Annotated in this window: 15 protein-coding genes; 3 read left to right on the top strand and 12 right to left on the bottom strand. The window is 71.9% G+C overall.

Annotated features, from left to right (window positions below; genetic code table 11):
* Positions 1-121: 121 nt before the first annotated feature.
* From ACJ9NR_RS25225 to ACJ9NR_RS25180, 10 genes are all read right to left on the bottom strand, one after another.
* The gene (locus ACJ9NR_RS25225) at positions 122-1,081 is read right to left on the bottom strand and encodes a response regulator (RefSeq protein WP_412493201.1); all 960 of its coding nucleotides are present in this window, start codon (positions 1,079-1,081) and stop codon (positions 122-124) included.
* 56 nt (positions 1,082-1,137) lie between these two features.
* Positions 1,138-2,598 (bottom strand): sensor histidine kinase, encoded by a 1,461-nt coding sequence (locus ACJ9NR_RS25220; protein ID WP_412493518.1) that lies wholly within the window; start codon positions 2,596-2,598, stop codon positions 1,138-1,140.
* Positions 2,599-2,994: 396 nt separating this feature from the next.
* Positions 2,995-3,882, bottom strand: coding sequence for a DUF5936 domain-containing protein (locus ACJ9NR_RS25215; protein WP_412493200.1), 888 nt, complete (start codon positions 3,880-3,882; stop codon positions 2,995-2,997).
* Positions 3,883-3,913: 31 nt separating this feature from the next.
* Entirely contained in the window at positions 3,914-4,858 is a 945-nt protein-coding gene (locus tag ACJ9NR_RS25210) for a type II secretion system F family protein (protein ID WP_412493199.1), read from the bottom strand.
* A gap of 1 nt (position 4,859) precedes the next feature.
* Positions 4,860-6,197: a TadA family conjugal transfer-associated ATPase gene (locus ACJ9NR_RS25205; RefSeq protein ID WP_412493198.1), complete on the bottom strand. Its 1,338-nt coding sequence runs from the start codon at positions 6,195-6,197 to the stop codon at positions 4,860-4,862.
* Between the two features lie 18 nt (positions 6,198-6,215).
* Positions 6,216-6,599: a TadE/TadG family type IV pilus assembly protein gene (locus tag ACJ9NR_RS25200; RefSeq protein WP_412493197.1), complete on the bottom strand. Its 384-nt coding sequence runs from the start codon at positions 6,597-6,599 to the stop codon at positions 6,216-6,218.
* A gap of 1 nt (position 6,600) precedes the next feature.
* A complete protein-coding gene (locus tag ACJ9NR_RS25195) occupies positions 6,601-6,999 on the bottom strand; it encodes a pilus assembly protein (RefSeq protein WP_412493196.1) in 399 nt (132 codons plus the stop codon).
* Between the two features lie 5 nt (positions 7,000-7,004).
* The gene (locus tag ACJ9NR_RS25190) at positions 7,005-8,252 is read right to left on the bottom strand and encodes a CpaE/TadZ family protein (RefSeq protein ID WP_412493195.1); all 1,248 of its coding nucleotides are present in this window, start codon (positions 8,250-8,252) and stop codon (positions 7,005-7,007) included.
* A gap of 6 nt (positions 8,253-8,258) precedes the next feature.
* Complete coding sequence (cpaB, locus tag ACJ9NR_RS25185) at positions 8,259-8,969, bottom strand: Flp pilus assembly protein CpaB (protein WP_412493194.1); 711 nt, start codon at positions 8,967-8,969, stop codon at positions 8,259-8,261.
* A gap of 76 nt (positions 8,970-9,045) precedes the next feature.
* Positions 9,046-9,855, bottom strand: a complete 810-nt coding sequence (locus ACJ9NR_RS25180) for a hypothetical protein (RefSeq protein WP_412493517.1) — start codon at positions 9,853-9,855, stop codon at positions 9,046-9,048.
* 367 nt (positions 9,856-10,222) lie between these two features.
* Between ACJ9NR_RS25180 and ACJ9NR_RS25175 the strand changes: the two genes are divergently transcribed.
* The 3 genes from ACJ9NR_RS25175 (at position 10,223) to ACJ9NR_RS25165 (ending at position 13,920) form a co-directional block, all read left to right on the top strand.
* Positions 10,223-11,914: a chitinase gene (locus tag ACJ9NR_RS25175; protein ID WP_412493193.1), complete on the top strand. Its 1,692-nt coding sequence runs from the start codon at positions 10,223-10,225 to the stop codon at positions 11,912-11,914.
* Between the two features lie 163 nt (positions 11,915-12,077).
* Complete coding sequence (locus ACJ9NR_RS25170) at positions 12,078-12,587, top strand: SigE family RNA polymerase sigma factor (protein ID WP_412493192.1); 510 nt, start codon at positions 12,078-12,080, stop codon at positions 12,585-12,587.
* A 73-nt stretch (positions 12,588-12,660) separates the two neighbouring features.
* A complete protein-coding gene (locus ACJ9NR_RS25165; RefSeq protein WP_412493191.1) occupies positions 12,661-13,920 on the top strand; it encodes a hypothetical protein in 1,260 nt (419 codons plus the stop codon).
* 153 nt (positions 13,921-14,073) lie between these two features.
* On the opposite strand, the gene ACJ9NR_RS25160 is transcribed toward ACJ9NR_RS25165, so the two are convergent.
* On the bottom strand, positions 14,074-14,973 hold the full coding sequence (locus ACJ9NR_RS25160; protein WP_412493190.1) for an anti-sigma factor RsbA family regulatory protein: 900 nt from the start codon (positions 14,971-14,973) through the stop codon (positions 14,074-14,076).
* Entirely contained in the window at positions 14,970-15,410 is a 441-nt protein-coding gene (locus ACJ9NR_RS25155; protein WP_412493189.1) for a hypothetical protein, read from the bottom strand. The genes ACJ9NR_RS25160 and ACJ9NR_RS25155 overlap by 4 nt, the downstream gene beginning before the upstream one ends.
* Between the last annotated feature and the right edge of the window lie 196 nt (positions 15,411-15,606).

The raw sequence follows: 15,606 nt of genomic DNA, 5'->3' as shown, positions 1-15,606 counted from the left end.
CGGAGGGTCCCAGGGCCCAATCAAGGGCCCAAAGGGAGGCCCAGGCGCTGCTCTGGGGCTGCGTGGCGGCGGCGTGGGCCCGCGGGCCCCGCTTCGTGATCCCCCGTAACCTCATCGCGGCTCACCCGACCCCTCGGCCCGAACCGGGCGCCGTGCCGAGCCACTTGGCGGCCGCCTCCGAGCGGCTGGTGCTGTGGAGTTTGGCGAAGATGCGGTTGATGTGGTTCTTGACGGTCTTCTCGCTGATGAAGCAGGTGGCGGCGATCTGCTGGTTGTTCATCCCGGACGCGATGTGGTCCATGATCTCCGCCTCCCTCGCGCTCAGTTGGAACCGTGACCTGTCCGGAGCGGCCGGGCGGCCACCCGACCATCCAGACGACGACTGTCCCACATCCGGTTGCAATTGCGAAAGGTTTTCCGCAGAAATACCAGGGCCGGAGTACCGATGGGTGTCCAAGTGCGCTGGTGGAGACACTAATTCAGTGGGCGGATACGGAGCGATCGTCGATGAATTTCCGTATGCAGTCGCATCCGCCTGCCCCAGCCCCTCGGGGAGTGGCACGCCTCCGGCGGGGTCCTGGCCCTGACCCTGGCGGAGTTGCGCCAGCAGCGCTCCCGCCGCCGTCGGGGTGAAGTGGGCCCTGCCGTCCGTGATGTCCCGCACCGCCGTGACCAGTTGGTCGGCCGTGAACTCGCCGTGCACCAGGTAGCCGCCGGCGCCTCGGCGCAGGGCCTCCTGGACGATCTCCGACTCCCTGCTGTACGTGAGCATCACGACCGGCGCGATCCGTACGAGGTACGGGAGTGCCGAGATGCCGTCCACGCCCGGCATGCGGACGTCCAGGAGGATGACGTCGGGCCGGTGCCGGAGTGCGGCCTCGTAGGCCTCGCGGCCGTCCGCCGCCTCCGCCGCGACCGTGATGTCCGACCGGCCGGAGAGGAGGGCCGTGAGGCCGGCGCGGACCACCGGGTTGTCGTCCGCCACCACGACCTTGAGCGGTGCGGGTGGGGGGAACGCCTCGAACGGGCTCTTGGGCGGGGGCTCCTGGGAGCCGGGATGGGAACGCGTCGGGTCCGGCATGGGGAGGTGGCCTCCTCTCTCCTGAAAGGGTTCGTGGGGGGACGGGTACGGCGTGCTCATGCGGGTGAGGGTGACGGCGCCGCCGTCAGGGCCGCGAGCGGGAGCTCCAGGCGGACCTCCGTGCCCTTGGGGTGGCCGCCGCGGCCGATGCGGATGCGGGCGCCGACCGACGCGGCCCGCTCGACCATGCCGACCAGGCCGAAGTGGCCCGTGCGGCGGAGTTGTTCGAGGCTGGTGCCGGAGGGCAGGCCGCGGCCGTCGTCGTAGACGCTGATGCGCAGCAGGTCGCCGTGGACGCCGGCGCTGACGTCGACGCGGGTCGGGCCCGCGTGGCGGTGGGCGTTCTCCATCGCCTCCGAGGCGATGGTCAGCAACTGGCGGGCGACGGCCGGCGGTACCGGCGGGACGGCGTGCTCGCCGGTCGGGCGGTAGACCGCCGGCAGGCGGGTACGTGTGCTGAAGTCCCGGGTGCGGGCGGCCAGTTCGACGAGTACGTCCGTGGCGTGTTCCGGGTCCGACTCGCGGCGCAGGTCGGCGAGGAGCTCGCGGGACTCGGCCGCCGCCCTGCGGGCCGACCGGGCGACCAGTTCGGCTTGCTGCCTGACCAGTTTCGCGTCCATGCGGGGTGCGCCGGCCGATCCCGCGAGGCCGTCCGCGGCGAGCGCCACGCCGTGCAGGGTCTTGGCCACCGAGTCGTGCATCTCCCGGGCGAGGCGCGCCCGTTCGGCGCTGACCGCCTCGGTGACCGCGAGGCGGGCCTGGACGGTGGTCAGGGCCTGGGTCGCGGCGCCGAAGCGGAGCATGAGGTTGCGCAGCGTCGAGCCGACCGCGCCCGCGATCACGCAGAGGCCGGGCAGCAGCAGGGACTGCGCGGGGGCCGCGTGCAGGTCCTTCGCGGCCGCGAGGACCAGGACGAGGATCACGGACTGCAGCGAGGCGAACACCGCCGCGCCGCGCCAGCCGTAGACGATGCCGGCCAGGAGCGGGGTGCAGACGCTGACGTAGGCCAGGGTGGTGTCCGGGCCCGCGGAGATGAGGAGCAGGGAGCCGAAGAGGGTGTCCACCGCCAGGAGGGTGGGGTGGCGCAGGAGGAGGGGGCCGAAGCGTTCCCAGTCCCGGAAGAGGACGTAGGACCCCATGAAGGTGACGACGACCGCCGCGCCCACCAGGCGGGTGGCCATGCCCGGTGCGGCGTTGAGGAGCGCGGCGGGGGCGGCCAGGGCGATCATCGCCAGGCGGAAGCCGAAGACCTGGCGGCACATGGCCTGGAGGGCGTTGACCTGGATGGGGATGGCCGCGTCGCCGGGTGCGGGCTCCCGTGCGGGTGCGGGGGGATCGGCCGACGCACGGCCTTCTACCGGGTCCGGGTTCGAGTCCGGGCCCAGATTCGGGTCCGGGTTCAGGTTCCGGTCCGGGTCCGGGTTCCGGTCCGGGTCCGGGTCCGGGTTCCGGTCCGGGTCCGGGTCCGGGTTCAGGTTCCGGTCCGGGTCCGGGTTCAGGTTCCGGTCCGGGCCCATGTTCCGGTCCGGGTTCGAGTCCGGGCCCAGGTCCGGATTCGGGTTCCCGTCCGCACGCCCCGTGGCGCCTTCGTCGTCCGGTGCGGTAGAGCCCTGCGGGGGCCTGGCGCCGTAGACGGCAGCCGAGGGTGTCCGGGGCGCGGCGGCGGCCGTCGGCGTGGGTGCCGTCGCCCGCGGGTCCGGCTGCGCCGGTACCCCCGCCAGCCTCGACCCCGCCGGCTCCCACCCCGGGGGCAGCGCCGGTGTCACCGACGTCACCGGGATGTCGGGGGCGCCCGTGCGGACGTGGGGCGGCAGGACCGTGCCCGCGGGCGGGGTGGTGATCTCCGGGGCCTTCGGGCGCCGTCGCAGCAGGCCCGTGCGTTCGCTCGTCGTCGCCATGGCCGTCACCCCGTCCTACTTGCCCGTGAGGGAGCCGAAGTCGGTGCCGGAGCCGAGGATCAGGCCGGCGCCGAGGAGGAGCATGGTGGCCGGGACCATGAAGGTGGTGATCATCATGGTGGCCTTGGGGACCGCGCGAGCGGCCTTGCGGCGGGCGTTCTGCGCGTCCGTGCGGCGCATGTCCTTCGCCAGGGACACGAGGGTGTCGACGATCGGCGCGCCGAGCTCCTCGCCCTGCTGCAGGGCCGTCACGAACATCGCCACCTGCTCGGAGTCGTTGCGGCGGCGCAGTTCGGCGAAGGCCTGGCGGCGGCTCATGCCGAGGTCCATCTGGCGCAGGGTGATGCGCAGTTCGTCGGCCCACGGGCCCTCGTACTTCGACGCCACCCGGTCCAGCGCCTGGCGGAAGCCGAGGCCCGCGCTGACCACGACCGCGAGCACGTCCAGGAAGTCGGGCAGGGTGCGCTCGATGACGTCCTTGCGGACGCGGATCGCCGCCCAGATGCCGACCTCCGTCCAGAACGCGCCGAACGCGAACAGGATGACGGCCACGATGAAGTCGCCCTTCATCAGGAAGACCAGGCCGCCGACGCCGCCGAGGAAGCCGTAGACCGCGCGGCGGGCCGCGTAGCGGTCGATGGTCAGGCCTCCCGGGTTGCCCGCGAGGTCGATCTTGCGGCGGTACCTGGCCACCATCCTCGGGCCCATCAGCCGCAGCACCGCCGGCGCGTACCGCATGCCGAGGCGGTCGACGAGCGAGTCGACCGCGCCGGTGCGGGTGGAGCCGACCTCCAGGGCCAGCGCGAGGTCGCCGGGCAGTCGCGCGTCCGCGCGGTACATGCGGATGCCGGCGAAGATGCCCCAGACGCTGAGGCCCATCACCAGTGCCAGCAGAAGTCCCATGGTCGTCCCTCCTCCAGGCTTCTCCGACGTCTCAGACGTCGATACGGGACAGACGGCGGATGAGGACGAAGCCGACCGCGTAGAGCGAGAAGGCGATGATCACCGCGCCCTGGCCGAGCGGGGAACTGGTCATCCGTTCCAGGGCGCCGTCCTTGACGCCGTTCATCAGGAACAACGAGCCCACGCCCAGCACGGGAACGGCGTACGACGTCATGTTGACCTGGGAGAGCTGGGTGCGGACCTCGCGCCGGGTCTCCTTGCGCTCCTCCAGGGTCTCCGTGAGGTTGCGCAGGGCGCTGACCACCTGGCCGCCCGCGCGGTTGGACAGCACCAGCGTCGTCACCAGGACGACCAGTTCGCGGGAGGGCAGCCGGTCGGCCAGCTCGCCCAGCGCGTCGTCCATCGACGCGCCGATGGCCAACTGGTTGGCCACCTTGCCGAGTTCCTCGCCCGCCGGGGCCTCCAGCTCCTCCGCGGCCATGCCGATGGCCGTGCGCAGCGCCAGTCCGGCGTGCGTGGCGTTCGCCAGGATGCGTGCCAGCTCCGGCAGCTGGTTGATGAACTTCTCGATCCGCTTCTGCCGCTGCCAGTTGAGGAACTGCAGCGCCGCCCAGATGCCGAGCAGTCCGGCCAGCGGCCCGAAGAAGGGGGCGAGGGTCGCCTGGCCGATCAGCCACAGTCCCGCCACCGTCGCCAGCATGTAGACGAAGAACTCGCCCGGCGTGATGTCCAGACCGGTCGCCGCCAGCCGCAGCTCCAGCTTCTTGCCCGCTTTCGTACGGCGCAGCCTGCGGTCCAGGTTGCGGAAGCGGCGCCGCTTGCCGGCGGCGGGGATCTGGCCGGTGGCCGACAGCCGGTCGACCAGCTCCTGGCGCTGGGCCTTGCCCATGGCGTACGCGTGCAGACCCATGACCGCCAGGACGCAGGTCAGCAGGGTGATGCCGGTGGTGAGCGTGACGAGGGTTTGCAGATCCATCCTAATTCGCTTCTCTTGTCGCCAGTTGGTCCGCGGACTGGGCCACGCCGAACGCCTGCGGGACGGGCTGGCTCGCCATGTAGAGGCGGTCCGCGGTGCGGCGTGGGAGCGGGAAGTGTTCGAAGGCGCCGTGGATGCGGCCGTCGGCGGCGATCGGCCGGGCGTTGAAGCGGGCCACCGTCGCCAGCCGGTACGGCTCGCCGCCGTGGCTGTCCAGCAGCGCGACCTCGGTGACGCGGCGGGCGCCGTCGGCGAAGCGCGTGAGCTGGATGATCACGTCGATCGCGCTGTTGATCTGGTCGTGCAGGGCCTCGAAGGGGACCTCGACCTCGGACATCGACGCCAGGGTCTTCAGACGCATCAGCGCGTCCTCCGCGCTGTTGGCGTGCACGGTGGCCAGCGAGCCGTCGTGGCCGGTCGACATCGCCTGGAGCATGTCGAGGGACTCGCCGCCGCGGACCTCACCGACGACGATCCGGTCCGGGCGCATGCGCAGCGAGTTGCGGACCAGGTCGCGGATGGTGACCTGGCCCTTGCCCTCGACGTTCGGGGGGCGGGACTCCAGGCGGATCACGTGGGCCTGCTGGAGCTGGAGTTCGGCGGAGTCCTCGATGGTGATGATGCGCTCGCTCTCCGGGATCAGCCCGGAGAGGGCGTTGAGCAGGGTCGTCTTGCCGGTGCCGGTCGCCCCCGAGACGATGACGTTGAACTTCGCCTGCACCAGGCCCGCCAGCAGGTACAGGATGTGCTCGTCGAGCGAGCCGAAGCCGATCATCTCGTGGAGCGTGAAGGAGCGCGGGAAGCGGCGGATGGTGAGGGTGGCGCCGGTGAGCGACAGCGGCGGGATGATCACGTTCACCCGCTCGCCGGACGGCAGGCGGGCGTCGACCATCGGGTTCGACTCGTCCACACGGCGGTTGACCGTCGAGACGATGCGTTCGATGGTCTGCATCAGCTGGTCGTGGGAGGGGAAGCGGAGCGGGAGCTGTTCGACCCGGCCGCCGCGCTCCACGAAGATCGCGTCCGGGCCGTTGACCATGATCTCCGTGATCGACGCGTCCTCGAGGAGCGGTTCGAGGATGCCGAGGCCCAGCGCCTCGTCCACCACCCGGCGGATCAGCTGCGAGCGCTCGACCGTGGACAGCACCGGGCCCTCGCGGCTGATGATGTGCCCGAGCACCCGCTCGAGCCGGGCGCGGCGCTCGGCGGCGGCCAGCGCGCTCATCTCCGCGAGGTCGATCTCCTCCAGGAGCTTGGCGCGGTACGAGGCGACCAGGTGGCCGTCCTCGCCCCTGCTGCCGTTCTCCTCGGGGGAGTTGATACGTGCCCGCAGACTCATCGTGTTCCTCGCAGTACCTCAGTGGTCGAGCGGCATGGTGGCTTTCTTGTGGGCGTCCCCGAAGCCGTCGTAGCCGGGGAAGACGGAGGGGATGTGGACGGTGGCGGTGACGGTGACCTCGCCGCCGGAGGACGACGCCGGGCAGCTCCTGACGTCGACCCAGCTGCTGACGGCGTCCCGGCAGGCCTGTTCCGACCCCTGCCGGAGCGAGGCGCTGCGCGCGCCGGCACGGGCGGCGGTGCCCGCCTGCTGGGCGACGTAGGCGATGATGCCGAGCTGCACGGCGGCCAGCGCGACGATGATCAGGATCGGGATGAACCCGAGGTACTCGATGGCCACCTGGCCGCGGTCCCGGGCTTTTCCGGCGTACGGCGTCTCGCGGTCCTCTCCGGCGTACGACATCTCAGCGCGTCGCCTCCTCTACCGCGCCCGCGTTGCCGTGCACGGTGAACGGGAAGGTGATCGAGCCCGGGAAGAGCACGGGGACCTCGAGGGAGACGGCGGACCTCACGTAGCCGTTCGCGGTGGTGCAATGCACGGTCGCGTTCCCCCTCCAGGCGTTCGACAGCTTGTCCAGGCCCTGCTGTTCGCACGCGGCCTCGCGCTCGCCCGGCGACGCCTGCGCCGCCGCGTGCACGGCTTCGTCCGCAGCATTCCCAGCGAGCGTGAAGGTGTATCCCACCAGCACGAACTGCCACATCAACACCAGTGTCAGGATGATCAGCGGTGTCATGCCGAGGAACTCGATCGTGACCTGGCCCCGGTCTTCCCGGCCCGGCGACGTGCGCGTGTGCTCCCCCATGCCCCTCACTCCTTGCGCCGCCGGAAACTCACCGACCCGCGATCCCCGCGGAACCGCCCGCCGCCCTTCTGCGCCCCTTCCGGCACCTTCACCAGTCCCAGCTCCCCCGCCAGCGCCCACAGCGCCTGCCGCACCACGCCCTTGCTGTCCAGTTCATGGACGCGGCCCGCGTCCACCGCTCCCTGCAACTCCTTGAAGTTCGCGGGGATCGCGGTCGCGGCGACCGCCGTGCCGGTGATCTTCTGGATCAGCGGCGGCTGGATCTCCGTGCCGCGCGTGTGCCGGTTGACGACCACGGTCGTCTCCTCCGCCTTGCGGATCTGCAGCCGGTCCCACATCCGCACCGTCCGCTTGGCGCCGCGCACGGCGACCACGTCCGGCGTGGTGATCAGCAGGGCGGTGTCCGCCATCTCGACCGCGGCGGCTCCGGCGCCGCTGAGCTGCGCGCCGCAGTCGACGACGACGACCTCGTAGCGGGAGCGCAGTGCGCTGACGATCTGCCGGGCGGCCCGGTCGGTGACCTCTTCGCCGCGTTCGCCCTCGCCGGGCGCGAGCAGCAGGGCCACTCCGGTGTCGTGGCGGAAGACGGCGTCGGCGAGCACCCGCGGGGAGATGTCCGTGATCGCCGCCAGGTCGACCACCGAGCGGCGGAACTGCACGTCCAGATACGAGGCCACGTCCCCGGCCTGGAGGTCCATGTCTACCAGGGCGGTGCTGCGCCCCGACGCCTGCGCGGCCAGCGCCAGCTGGATCGAGGTGAGCGTCGCACCGACCCCGCCCTTCGCCCCGCACACCGTGACGACGGTGCCGCCGACGCCGGTGAACACGTCGCCGCCGGAGCCGAGATGGCGCCGTACCCCCACCGACCACTGGGCGACGGCCTGGACGCGGCTGGCCAGCTCCTCGTAGCTCAGCGGGAGCGCGACCAGTCCGCGCGCGCCGTAGTCCATCGCGGCCTGGAACAGGCCGGGGCCGGCGTCCGAGGTGACGAGGATGACTCCCACCGCGGGGAAGCGCAGGGCGACTTCGCGAATCAGCTCCAGCGCCGGGACCGGGCCGATGCGCTCGTGCACGACGACGACCTCGGGCAGTTCGTCGACGGACTCGGCGGCGAGCCGCGCGAGGGTGTCGATGAGCTGTGTCGAGTCGACGACCGGGGCCACCGGCTCGGCGTCCGGCAGCTGACTGAGCAGTGTCGTGATGGAGCGGACAGCGTCCACGTCACCGACGGCCGGCAGGATCCTCGTGGGCATGGCCTCTCACTTGTCCTTCGCGAGCTGGTACGTCCGGTCCTTGTCGGGGACCGTGGTGTCGCTGCCGGGCGCCACCAGCGCGAGCCGCACCCGCTGGGCGAACGACTCCGCGTAGGTGATGCGCTGGGCGTCGAGGGTGGAGAGGGCGAAGGTGATCGGGACGGCGTCGGTGGGCTGCTGCTGGTTCTTGTCGCTCGCGCTCGGGTCGAGTGCCTTGATCTTGCCGACGTCGAGGACCTTGGCGTTCGTCACGATGATCTTGGACTGGGCGGGATCGCCCTCCCGCTGGCCCGCGAAGGTGGCGTACACGTTGACGGTGGAGCCCGGCGTGATCTTGCCGGCCACGCCGGTCGCCGCGTCGATCATGATGGCGACCTCCTGCTGCCCGGGCTGCAGGGCCGGCTGGTTCACGATCATGTCGCTCTGCAGCAGGGAGCCCGCCCGGAGCGTGGTGACCGCGATCTTCCCCTGTATCTCGCGCAGGTTGGTGATCGCGTTCTCCGACAGCCAGCGCTTGGGCATCCGGATCTTCTCGAACTGCCCCGTGGTCAGCCGGGTGTAGGGCGCCACGTCGGTCTTGACCTGGTAGGCCGTGACCTCCGGACCGACCTTGGACTTCACGTCGCTGATGACGGACAGGACGCCGGCGAACGCGCCGAGGGCGCAGACGACCGACAGGAGCAGGAGTAGCACGCCGCGGCGCTGACGGGAGTTCATGAACCGTACAACCTCATTGGGGATATCGGTCGAGCGGAATGGATTCGTGCGAGCGGTGCGTCTGGAGCTTTGGGACTCACCCGGCGGAGATCTGGTTCTCCGGGAGCGGTGGTGTGGCGGAACAGAAGACGCAGCGGTCGCCGATGACGTCGATGCCGCACCAGTGGCAGACGCCCTGCCGTACCGACGTGACCAGCTGGTACAGCACGGACAGGTCCGGGAGATAGGCGGCGAACTCGATCAGCTTGCCCGTACCCCACCAGACCGGCGACTCGGCCGGCAGCGGCGCTTCCCTCAGTCCCTGGACGCTCCAGGACTGCGCGAGGGTTGCGGTGACCCAGTCCGATTGCAGCTGCCCCTTGGCCACCAGCATCCAGGTGCCGAACTCCGGGCCGGTGAGCTCGGCGCCGGGAGCGATCCTCACCAGTTGCGGCTCGGGGTGTGCGAGGACGCCGAACTGGCTGCCGGGCACCCACGACTTGGCGTGTGACCTCAGGCCCACGGGGACGCGGTCGAGCCGGGCGACGGAGCCGAGCAGCGCGCCGGAGTGGATGTAGTGGGTGAGCAGGCGTCCGGCGGAGGCAAGGACGCCCGGACTGAGGTCGCAGGAGGCGAGCTGCCTCAACTGGCGGGCCAGGACGGCCAGTCCGAGTGGGGGCAGATCGGGCCGGAACAGGGCGATACGGTCGCTCTCGAGCAGGGAGCGGATGGTGTGCAGCCGTCTGTCGACCCCGCGGGAGACCGCCTGCGAGCACACCACGATCAGATGCCCGTACTGGTCGATCAGGCTCTGCACCGCGGCCAGCGCCTGCTCGAGCGGCTGTTTGTCCAGGTCTTCCAGGACGACAGCGGGCAGGGTCCGCTCGTCCTGCGGTGGCAGCGCCATGTCGGCACCGGTCACGGCAATGGCAGTTGGCACGCGCAGCTCCCCGTGTTACGCCGTCGATCCACCGGGGTTACTCCGGTACACCGAGATGACTTCACTGCGTGACTACCTCAGCACTGTATCCACGCCTCTGTGACCGGAGAACAGCGTTTCTGTAGCTGGTCGGCAACTGTGCATGTACAAGACACGCCAAAACGGGGCAGGTTGAGCATCTTGCCGGTCCCGTACCGGCTCCGGACCCCGGCCCGGAGCCTCGGTCACGGCCGGCAGGCCGGCCTCCGGACGGGCCGGAGGGGTGAGGTGCCGGCATCCGGGAAGTTGGTCTGGACCTCTTGACAGCCGAATTGGTCTGGACCAACTTGTTGTCATGTCCCCACACAGAAGATCGGCACGGCTCTGGGCCTCAGTGGCCACCGTCGCCCTCGCCCTCACCTTCGCGGGCGCGGGCCAGGCGTCCGCGGCGGACGTCAACAACGCCAGGAACGCCGGCTTCGAGTCCGGCCTCGGCAACTGGACGTGCAGCGCGAACAGCGGCACGACCGTCTCCTCCCCGGTGCACAGCGGCACGGCCGCGCTGAAGGCGACGCCGGCCGGGCAGGACAACGCCACCTGCACCCAGTCGGTCGCGGTGCGGCCCGACTCGACGTACACGCTGAGCGCCTGGGTGCGGGGCGGGTACGCGTACCTGGGCGTGACCGGCACCGGCACCACGGACGTCTCGACGTGGACCCCCGACTCGTCGAGCTGGAAGCAGCTCTCGACGACCTTCACCACCGGCTCCTCGACCACCTCGGTGACGGTGTACACGCACGGCTGGTACGGCCAGGCCCCCTACTACGCGGACGACATCTCGGTCTACGGCCCGGACGGGGGCGGCGGCGGCGATCCGGTGCCGACGGTGCCCGCGGCGCCGTCGGGCCTGTCGGTCTCGTCCACCACCTCCTCCTCGGCGTCCCTGTCCTGGTCCGCCGTCCCGGGCGCCACCGGCTACAACGTCTACCGCGACGGCACGAAGGCAACCGCGGTGACGGGAACGTCGGCGACGGTGACCGGGCTGGCCGCCGCCACCTCCTACTCCTTCCGGGTCACCGCCACGAACTCGGCGGGCGAGTCGCCGAAGTCGGGCGCGGTGACGGCGACGACCGCGTCCGGCGGGGGCGGCGGGAACACCTCCCTGCCCAAGCACGCGGTGACCGGCTACTGGCAGAACTTCGACAACGGAGCGACGGTCCAGAAGCTCTCGGACGTCTCCTCCCGGTACGACATCATCGCGGTGGCCTTCGCGGACGCCACGACGACGCCGGGCGCCGTGACCTTCAACCTGGACTCCGCGGGGCTCGGCGGCTACACCGTCGACCAGTTCAAGGCGGACATCAGGGCCAAGCAGGCCGCGGGCAAGAAGGTCATCGTGTCCGTGGGCGGCCAGAACGGCACGATCTCGGTGAGCGACTCGGCGTCGGCGGCGAACTTCGCCGACTCCGTGTACACGCTGATGCAGACCTACGGCTTCGACGGCGTGGACATCGACCTGGAGAACGGCCTCAACGCGACGTACATGTCGCAGGCGCTGCACGCGCTGGCCGCGAAGGCCGGCCCGTCCCTGGTGCTCACGATGGCACCGCAGACGATAGACATGCAGTCGACGTCGAACTCCTACTTCCAGACCGCGCTGAACGTGAAGGACATCCTCACGGTCGTCAACATGCAGTACTACAACAGCGGCTCGATGCTGGGCTGCGACGGCAAGGTCTACAGCCAGGGCTCCGTCGACTTCCTCACCGCGCTGGCCTGCATCCAGCTCGAGGGCGGCCTCTCCCCCTCCCAGGTGGGCCTGGGCCTGCCGGCCTCCACCCGGGCGGCGGGCAGCGGATACGTCTCCCCCACGGTCGTCGACGACGCGCTGGACTGCCTGACCCAGGGCACGAACTGCGGCTCCTTCAAGCCCTCCAGGACCTACCCCGGCCTGCGGGGCGCGATGACCTGGTCCACCAACTGGGACGCCTCGGCGGGGGGCTCCTGGTCGAACACGGTGGGTGCCCACGTGCACGCGCTGCCGTGACCTGACCGGCCTGACCGAACGGGCCGCCCCGCGCCGCCCCTGCCCGCTCCCACCGGGGCAGGGGCGCTCGCGTCGGCCGGTCACCGTGATCGTGTGAAACATTTCTCCGGTCCCACCGCGTCAGAGAAGTGAGAGCGGGTGGGCAAGCCGGGCAGGGGGAGACATGAGACAGGTGCGGGCCGACGAGTACGCGGAGTTCGCCGCTGCGCGTGCCGGGCATCTGTACCGGTCCGCCTGCCTGCTGACCGCCGGGGACACCCATCTGGCCGAGGACCTCGTGCAGGAGACCCTCGGGCGGCTGTACGTCAGCTGGCGGCGGGTGACGCGGGCGGAAAACCCGGCGGGGTACGCGCAGACCGTTCTCATGCGGGTGTTCCTCACTCATCAGCGGCGCAGCAGCACCGAGCGGGCCACGGACGTGCTGCCCGACCGGCCCGACGACGGCGCGGGGCGGGACACACCGCTGCGGCTGACCCTGCTGGAGGCCCTGGCCGGGCTTCCCGCCAAGGACCGTGCGGTCGTCGTCCTGCGGTACTGGGAGGACCGCTCCATCGAGGAGACCGCGCAGGTCATGAACGTCAGCTCCGCCGCCGTGCGGACGCGGTGCGTTCGTGCGCTGGGGCGGTTGCGGGAGCTGCTCGGTGAGGATCTCAGCGAGTACGCCCGGCCCTGAGCGCCGATTTCGTCCGGTTTCTTCCTCCTACGTTCCTCCGGTTCCTCTTCCCTCGCGAATACGGTGATCCGTCATGCCCTTGGAACAGCACAGCGATCCCTTCGAGGAGCAGCTCTCCGCCGGAATGCGGCACGCCGCCGCCGCGTTCGAGACGGATCGGGCCGCGCTCGTCACCGCCGGTGCGGTGCGCGGGCGGCGGCGACTGCTGCTGCGGCGCCGGGCCGCCGTCGCCGGCGGCGCCGCGGGGCTCGCGCTCGTCGGCGTGGGCGGGGCGCTGCTCCTGCCCGGCGGCGGCTCCCGGCCGGACGGCTCCCGGGCGGACGGCGCCTCCGTGGCCGCCGCCGGCCGGCACCGCTCCACCCCGGACCCCGTCTCCGGCGACACGCTGATCCGTACGCTCGAGAAGCTGCTGCCCGCCGGCAAGGTCAGCGGCGCGGAGGCCAGGGGCACGGACGAGAAGGGGGGGCCGTCGGTGCACGTCGTCTACGACGACGGCAAGGGCGCGGCGGCCGTGGGGGTCGGCCTCGGGCGCGTGGAGCCGGGCAGCGACCAGGCCCGGCAGGTCACCGAGTGCCCCGGGAAGGCCTACGTCCACTACGACGCCTGCACCACGAGCAGGCTCCCGGACGGCTCCGTCGTCATGGTGCTCCAGGGGTACGAGTACCCGGACCGCCGGGTGGACACCAAGTGGTGGAGCGCCGAGCTGGTCTCCCCGAAGGGACATCACGTCAGCGTCAGCGAGTGGAACGCCGCCGCCGAGAAGGACTCGCCCGTCACCCGCGGCGAACCTCCCCTCTCACCCGCCCGGTTGACGCGGTTGGCCGCCGCCGCGGCCTGGCGCGACGCCATCGACGCGATGCCCGTGGACGAGGGCGGGCCGAGCACGCGGCCGACCGCGCGGCCGAGCGCGACCCTCGCCGCCGTGCCCGTCGCGCCCACCCTGAAGTCCCTGCTGCCGAAGGGCCTCACCTTCTCCGAGAGCAGCGGCGCCGACAGCGGGTTCGGCTATGTCGTCGCCGACGACGGCAGGGGCCGGAGCCTCGTCCAGGTCAACGTGCAGAGCGGCATGGGGGACGTCGCGGGCGACCTCTTCGGGTCCGGCGCCGAGACCCTGCCCGACGGGACGCGGGTCGCCGTGCACCAGGGCCCCGGCGAGAAGGGCGGCCCGGGCGTCGTGATGTGGACCGTGGACACCCTGCGGACCGACGGTACGCGTGTCGTCATCAGCGCCTTCAACTCGGGCGCGCAGGACACCGCGGCGACCCGCAAGACCCCCGTCCTGACCATCGGGCAGCTGCGGAAGATCGCGCTCAGCCCGAAGTGGTTCCAGTAGGGATCAGGTCGCCCCGGCGGGTCCGTGGGAACAGGACGGCGGAGCGCACCCGCAGGTGTCCGGCTCGAACCACACCGTCTTGCCCGCGCCTCCCCGGCGGGCGCCGGGCACGGGGAGGGCTGTCTGCTTCCCTGCCTGTCCGCGGCCGGGCCGTCAGCCGTACTGCAGCCGTACGGTCGCCCCGGAGGCGTCGTCGCGGACGTCGACGTAGGCGCACACCTGACGGGTGAACCACAGCCCCTGGTCGGGTGCCAGCGCGGCGCAGGCGGGCGGGACGAAGCCCGCCAGCGGGTCGCCGACCCGGCGCGCCGTGCGCAGTTCGCAGACGCAGCCGGGCGCCTCGCCCCACATCAGGACGCGGCTGACCGGGCCGAGGGCGGCGGCCGCGGCGCGGACCGCCTCGGCGAACAGCTCCGCGTCCGCGGGCGGCAGTCCACGGGCGCGGGCCCGGCCGACCACGGCGGCCGCGGTCGGCGAGGCGAACACCTCCGCGTCGGCCGGAGGCACCGGCAGCGGTACGGAGTCCAGTTCGGCGGCGAGCCGCACCGGGTCCTGGTAGACGCCGGTGCCCGGATGTGCGCGGCGGGCCGCCGCGACGACGGCCGCGCCGGCGACCCGGGTGTCGTAGGCGCACAGGGCCGTCGTGGCCATCGGCGCGAAGAGGAGGTTGGCGAGGGCCTCGTAGCGGATCCACTCGGTGGTCTCGCGCGCGGAGCGTCCGGCGCGGCCGTTCCACACGGGCTCCATGAGGAGGTGGACACGGCCGCCGGGGCCGGCCTGCGCCGCGAGATAGCTCGCGCCGCGCGCCACGGCGTTGGCGGCGGAGCCCGTGTACCACTCGGTGTGCGGGATGAGGACGACGTCCTTCGCGTCGCCGTCCAGGACGTCCCGCAGCAGCCCGAGCTTGTCGGGGGCGGCGACGGCGACCGGGCGGGCCGCGCCGGCCGCGCCCAGTCCTTCGCGCAGGAACGGCACGGCGGCGGCCACGAACGCGTCGTCCGCGCCGTACACGGCCATGCGGTGGTCGAACAGGCCGTGAGGGGTGGTGGTCATGGTTCTCCTCTCAGTGGGTGGACGGATGGTGTGCGCGAGGGGAGGCCGGGCCCGGCTCGGCGCCGGGCGGCGACCCAGGCGGCGATCTGGCTGCGGTTGCTGGATCCGAACGTGCCGAGGATGCGCTCCGCATGGCCTTCGGCGGTGCACCGGGCGATGACGAGGCGGTCGGCGATCTGCCGGTCGGCGATCTGCCGGTCGGCGATCTGCCGGTCGGCGATCTGCCGGTCGGCGATCTGCCGGTCGGCGATCTGCCGGTCGGCGATCTGCCGGTCGGCGATCTGCTGGTCGGCGAACCCCTCGGCGACGAGTCCGGGGGCACCCAGGGCGGCCGGGCGGACGAAGTGCACGCCGGCCGGGAACGCTCGCCCGACGCGGGCCGCGGTCCGTGCGGCGAGGCGTGTCCTGCCGACGCCGCCGGGTCCGGTCGGCGTCACCGGGCGCGCCCTGGCGAGCAGTTCGCGGCCTTCGGTCCGTTCGCCGCACCGGTCGACGGAACCGGTCGTCCCGACCGGCGGACGACCGTCCCGACGTGGCGCTGATCCGCCCATGATCAGCCAGTCCTCTGGAGTGGGGCGAGGATCCGGACGCCCCGGGTCCTCCTGCGCGGACCATCACTCTGCTGGGTTCACG

Origin of the sequence: Streptomyces sediminimaris (genome assembly GCF_047049295.1) — a bacterium.
GTDB classification, from domain to species: domain Bacteria; phylum Actinomycetota; class Actinomycetes; order Streptomycetales; family Streptomycetaceae; genus Streptomyces; species Streptomyces sediminimaris.
Note: the sequence above shows the minus strand (reverse complement) of the source record. Positions and strands in the feature narration are given on the sequence as shown.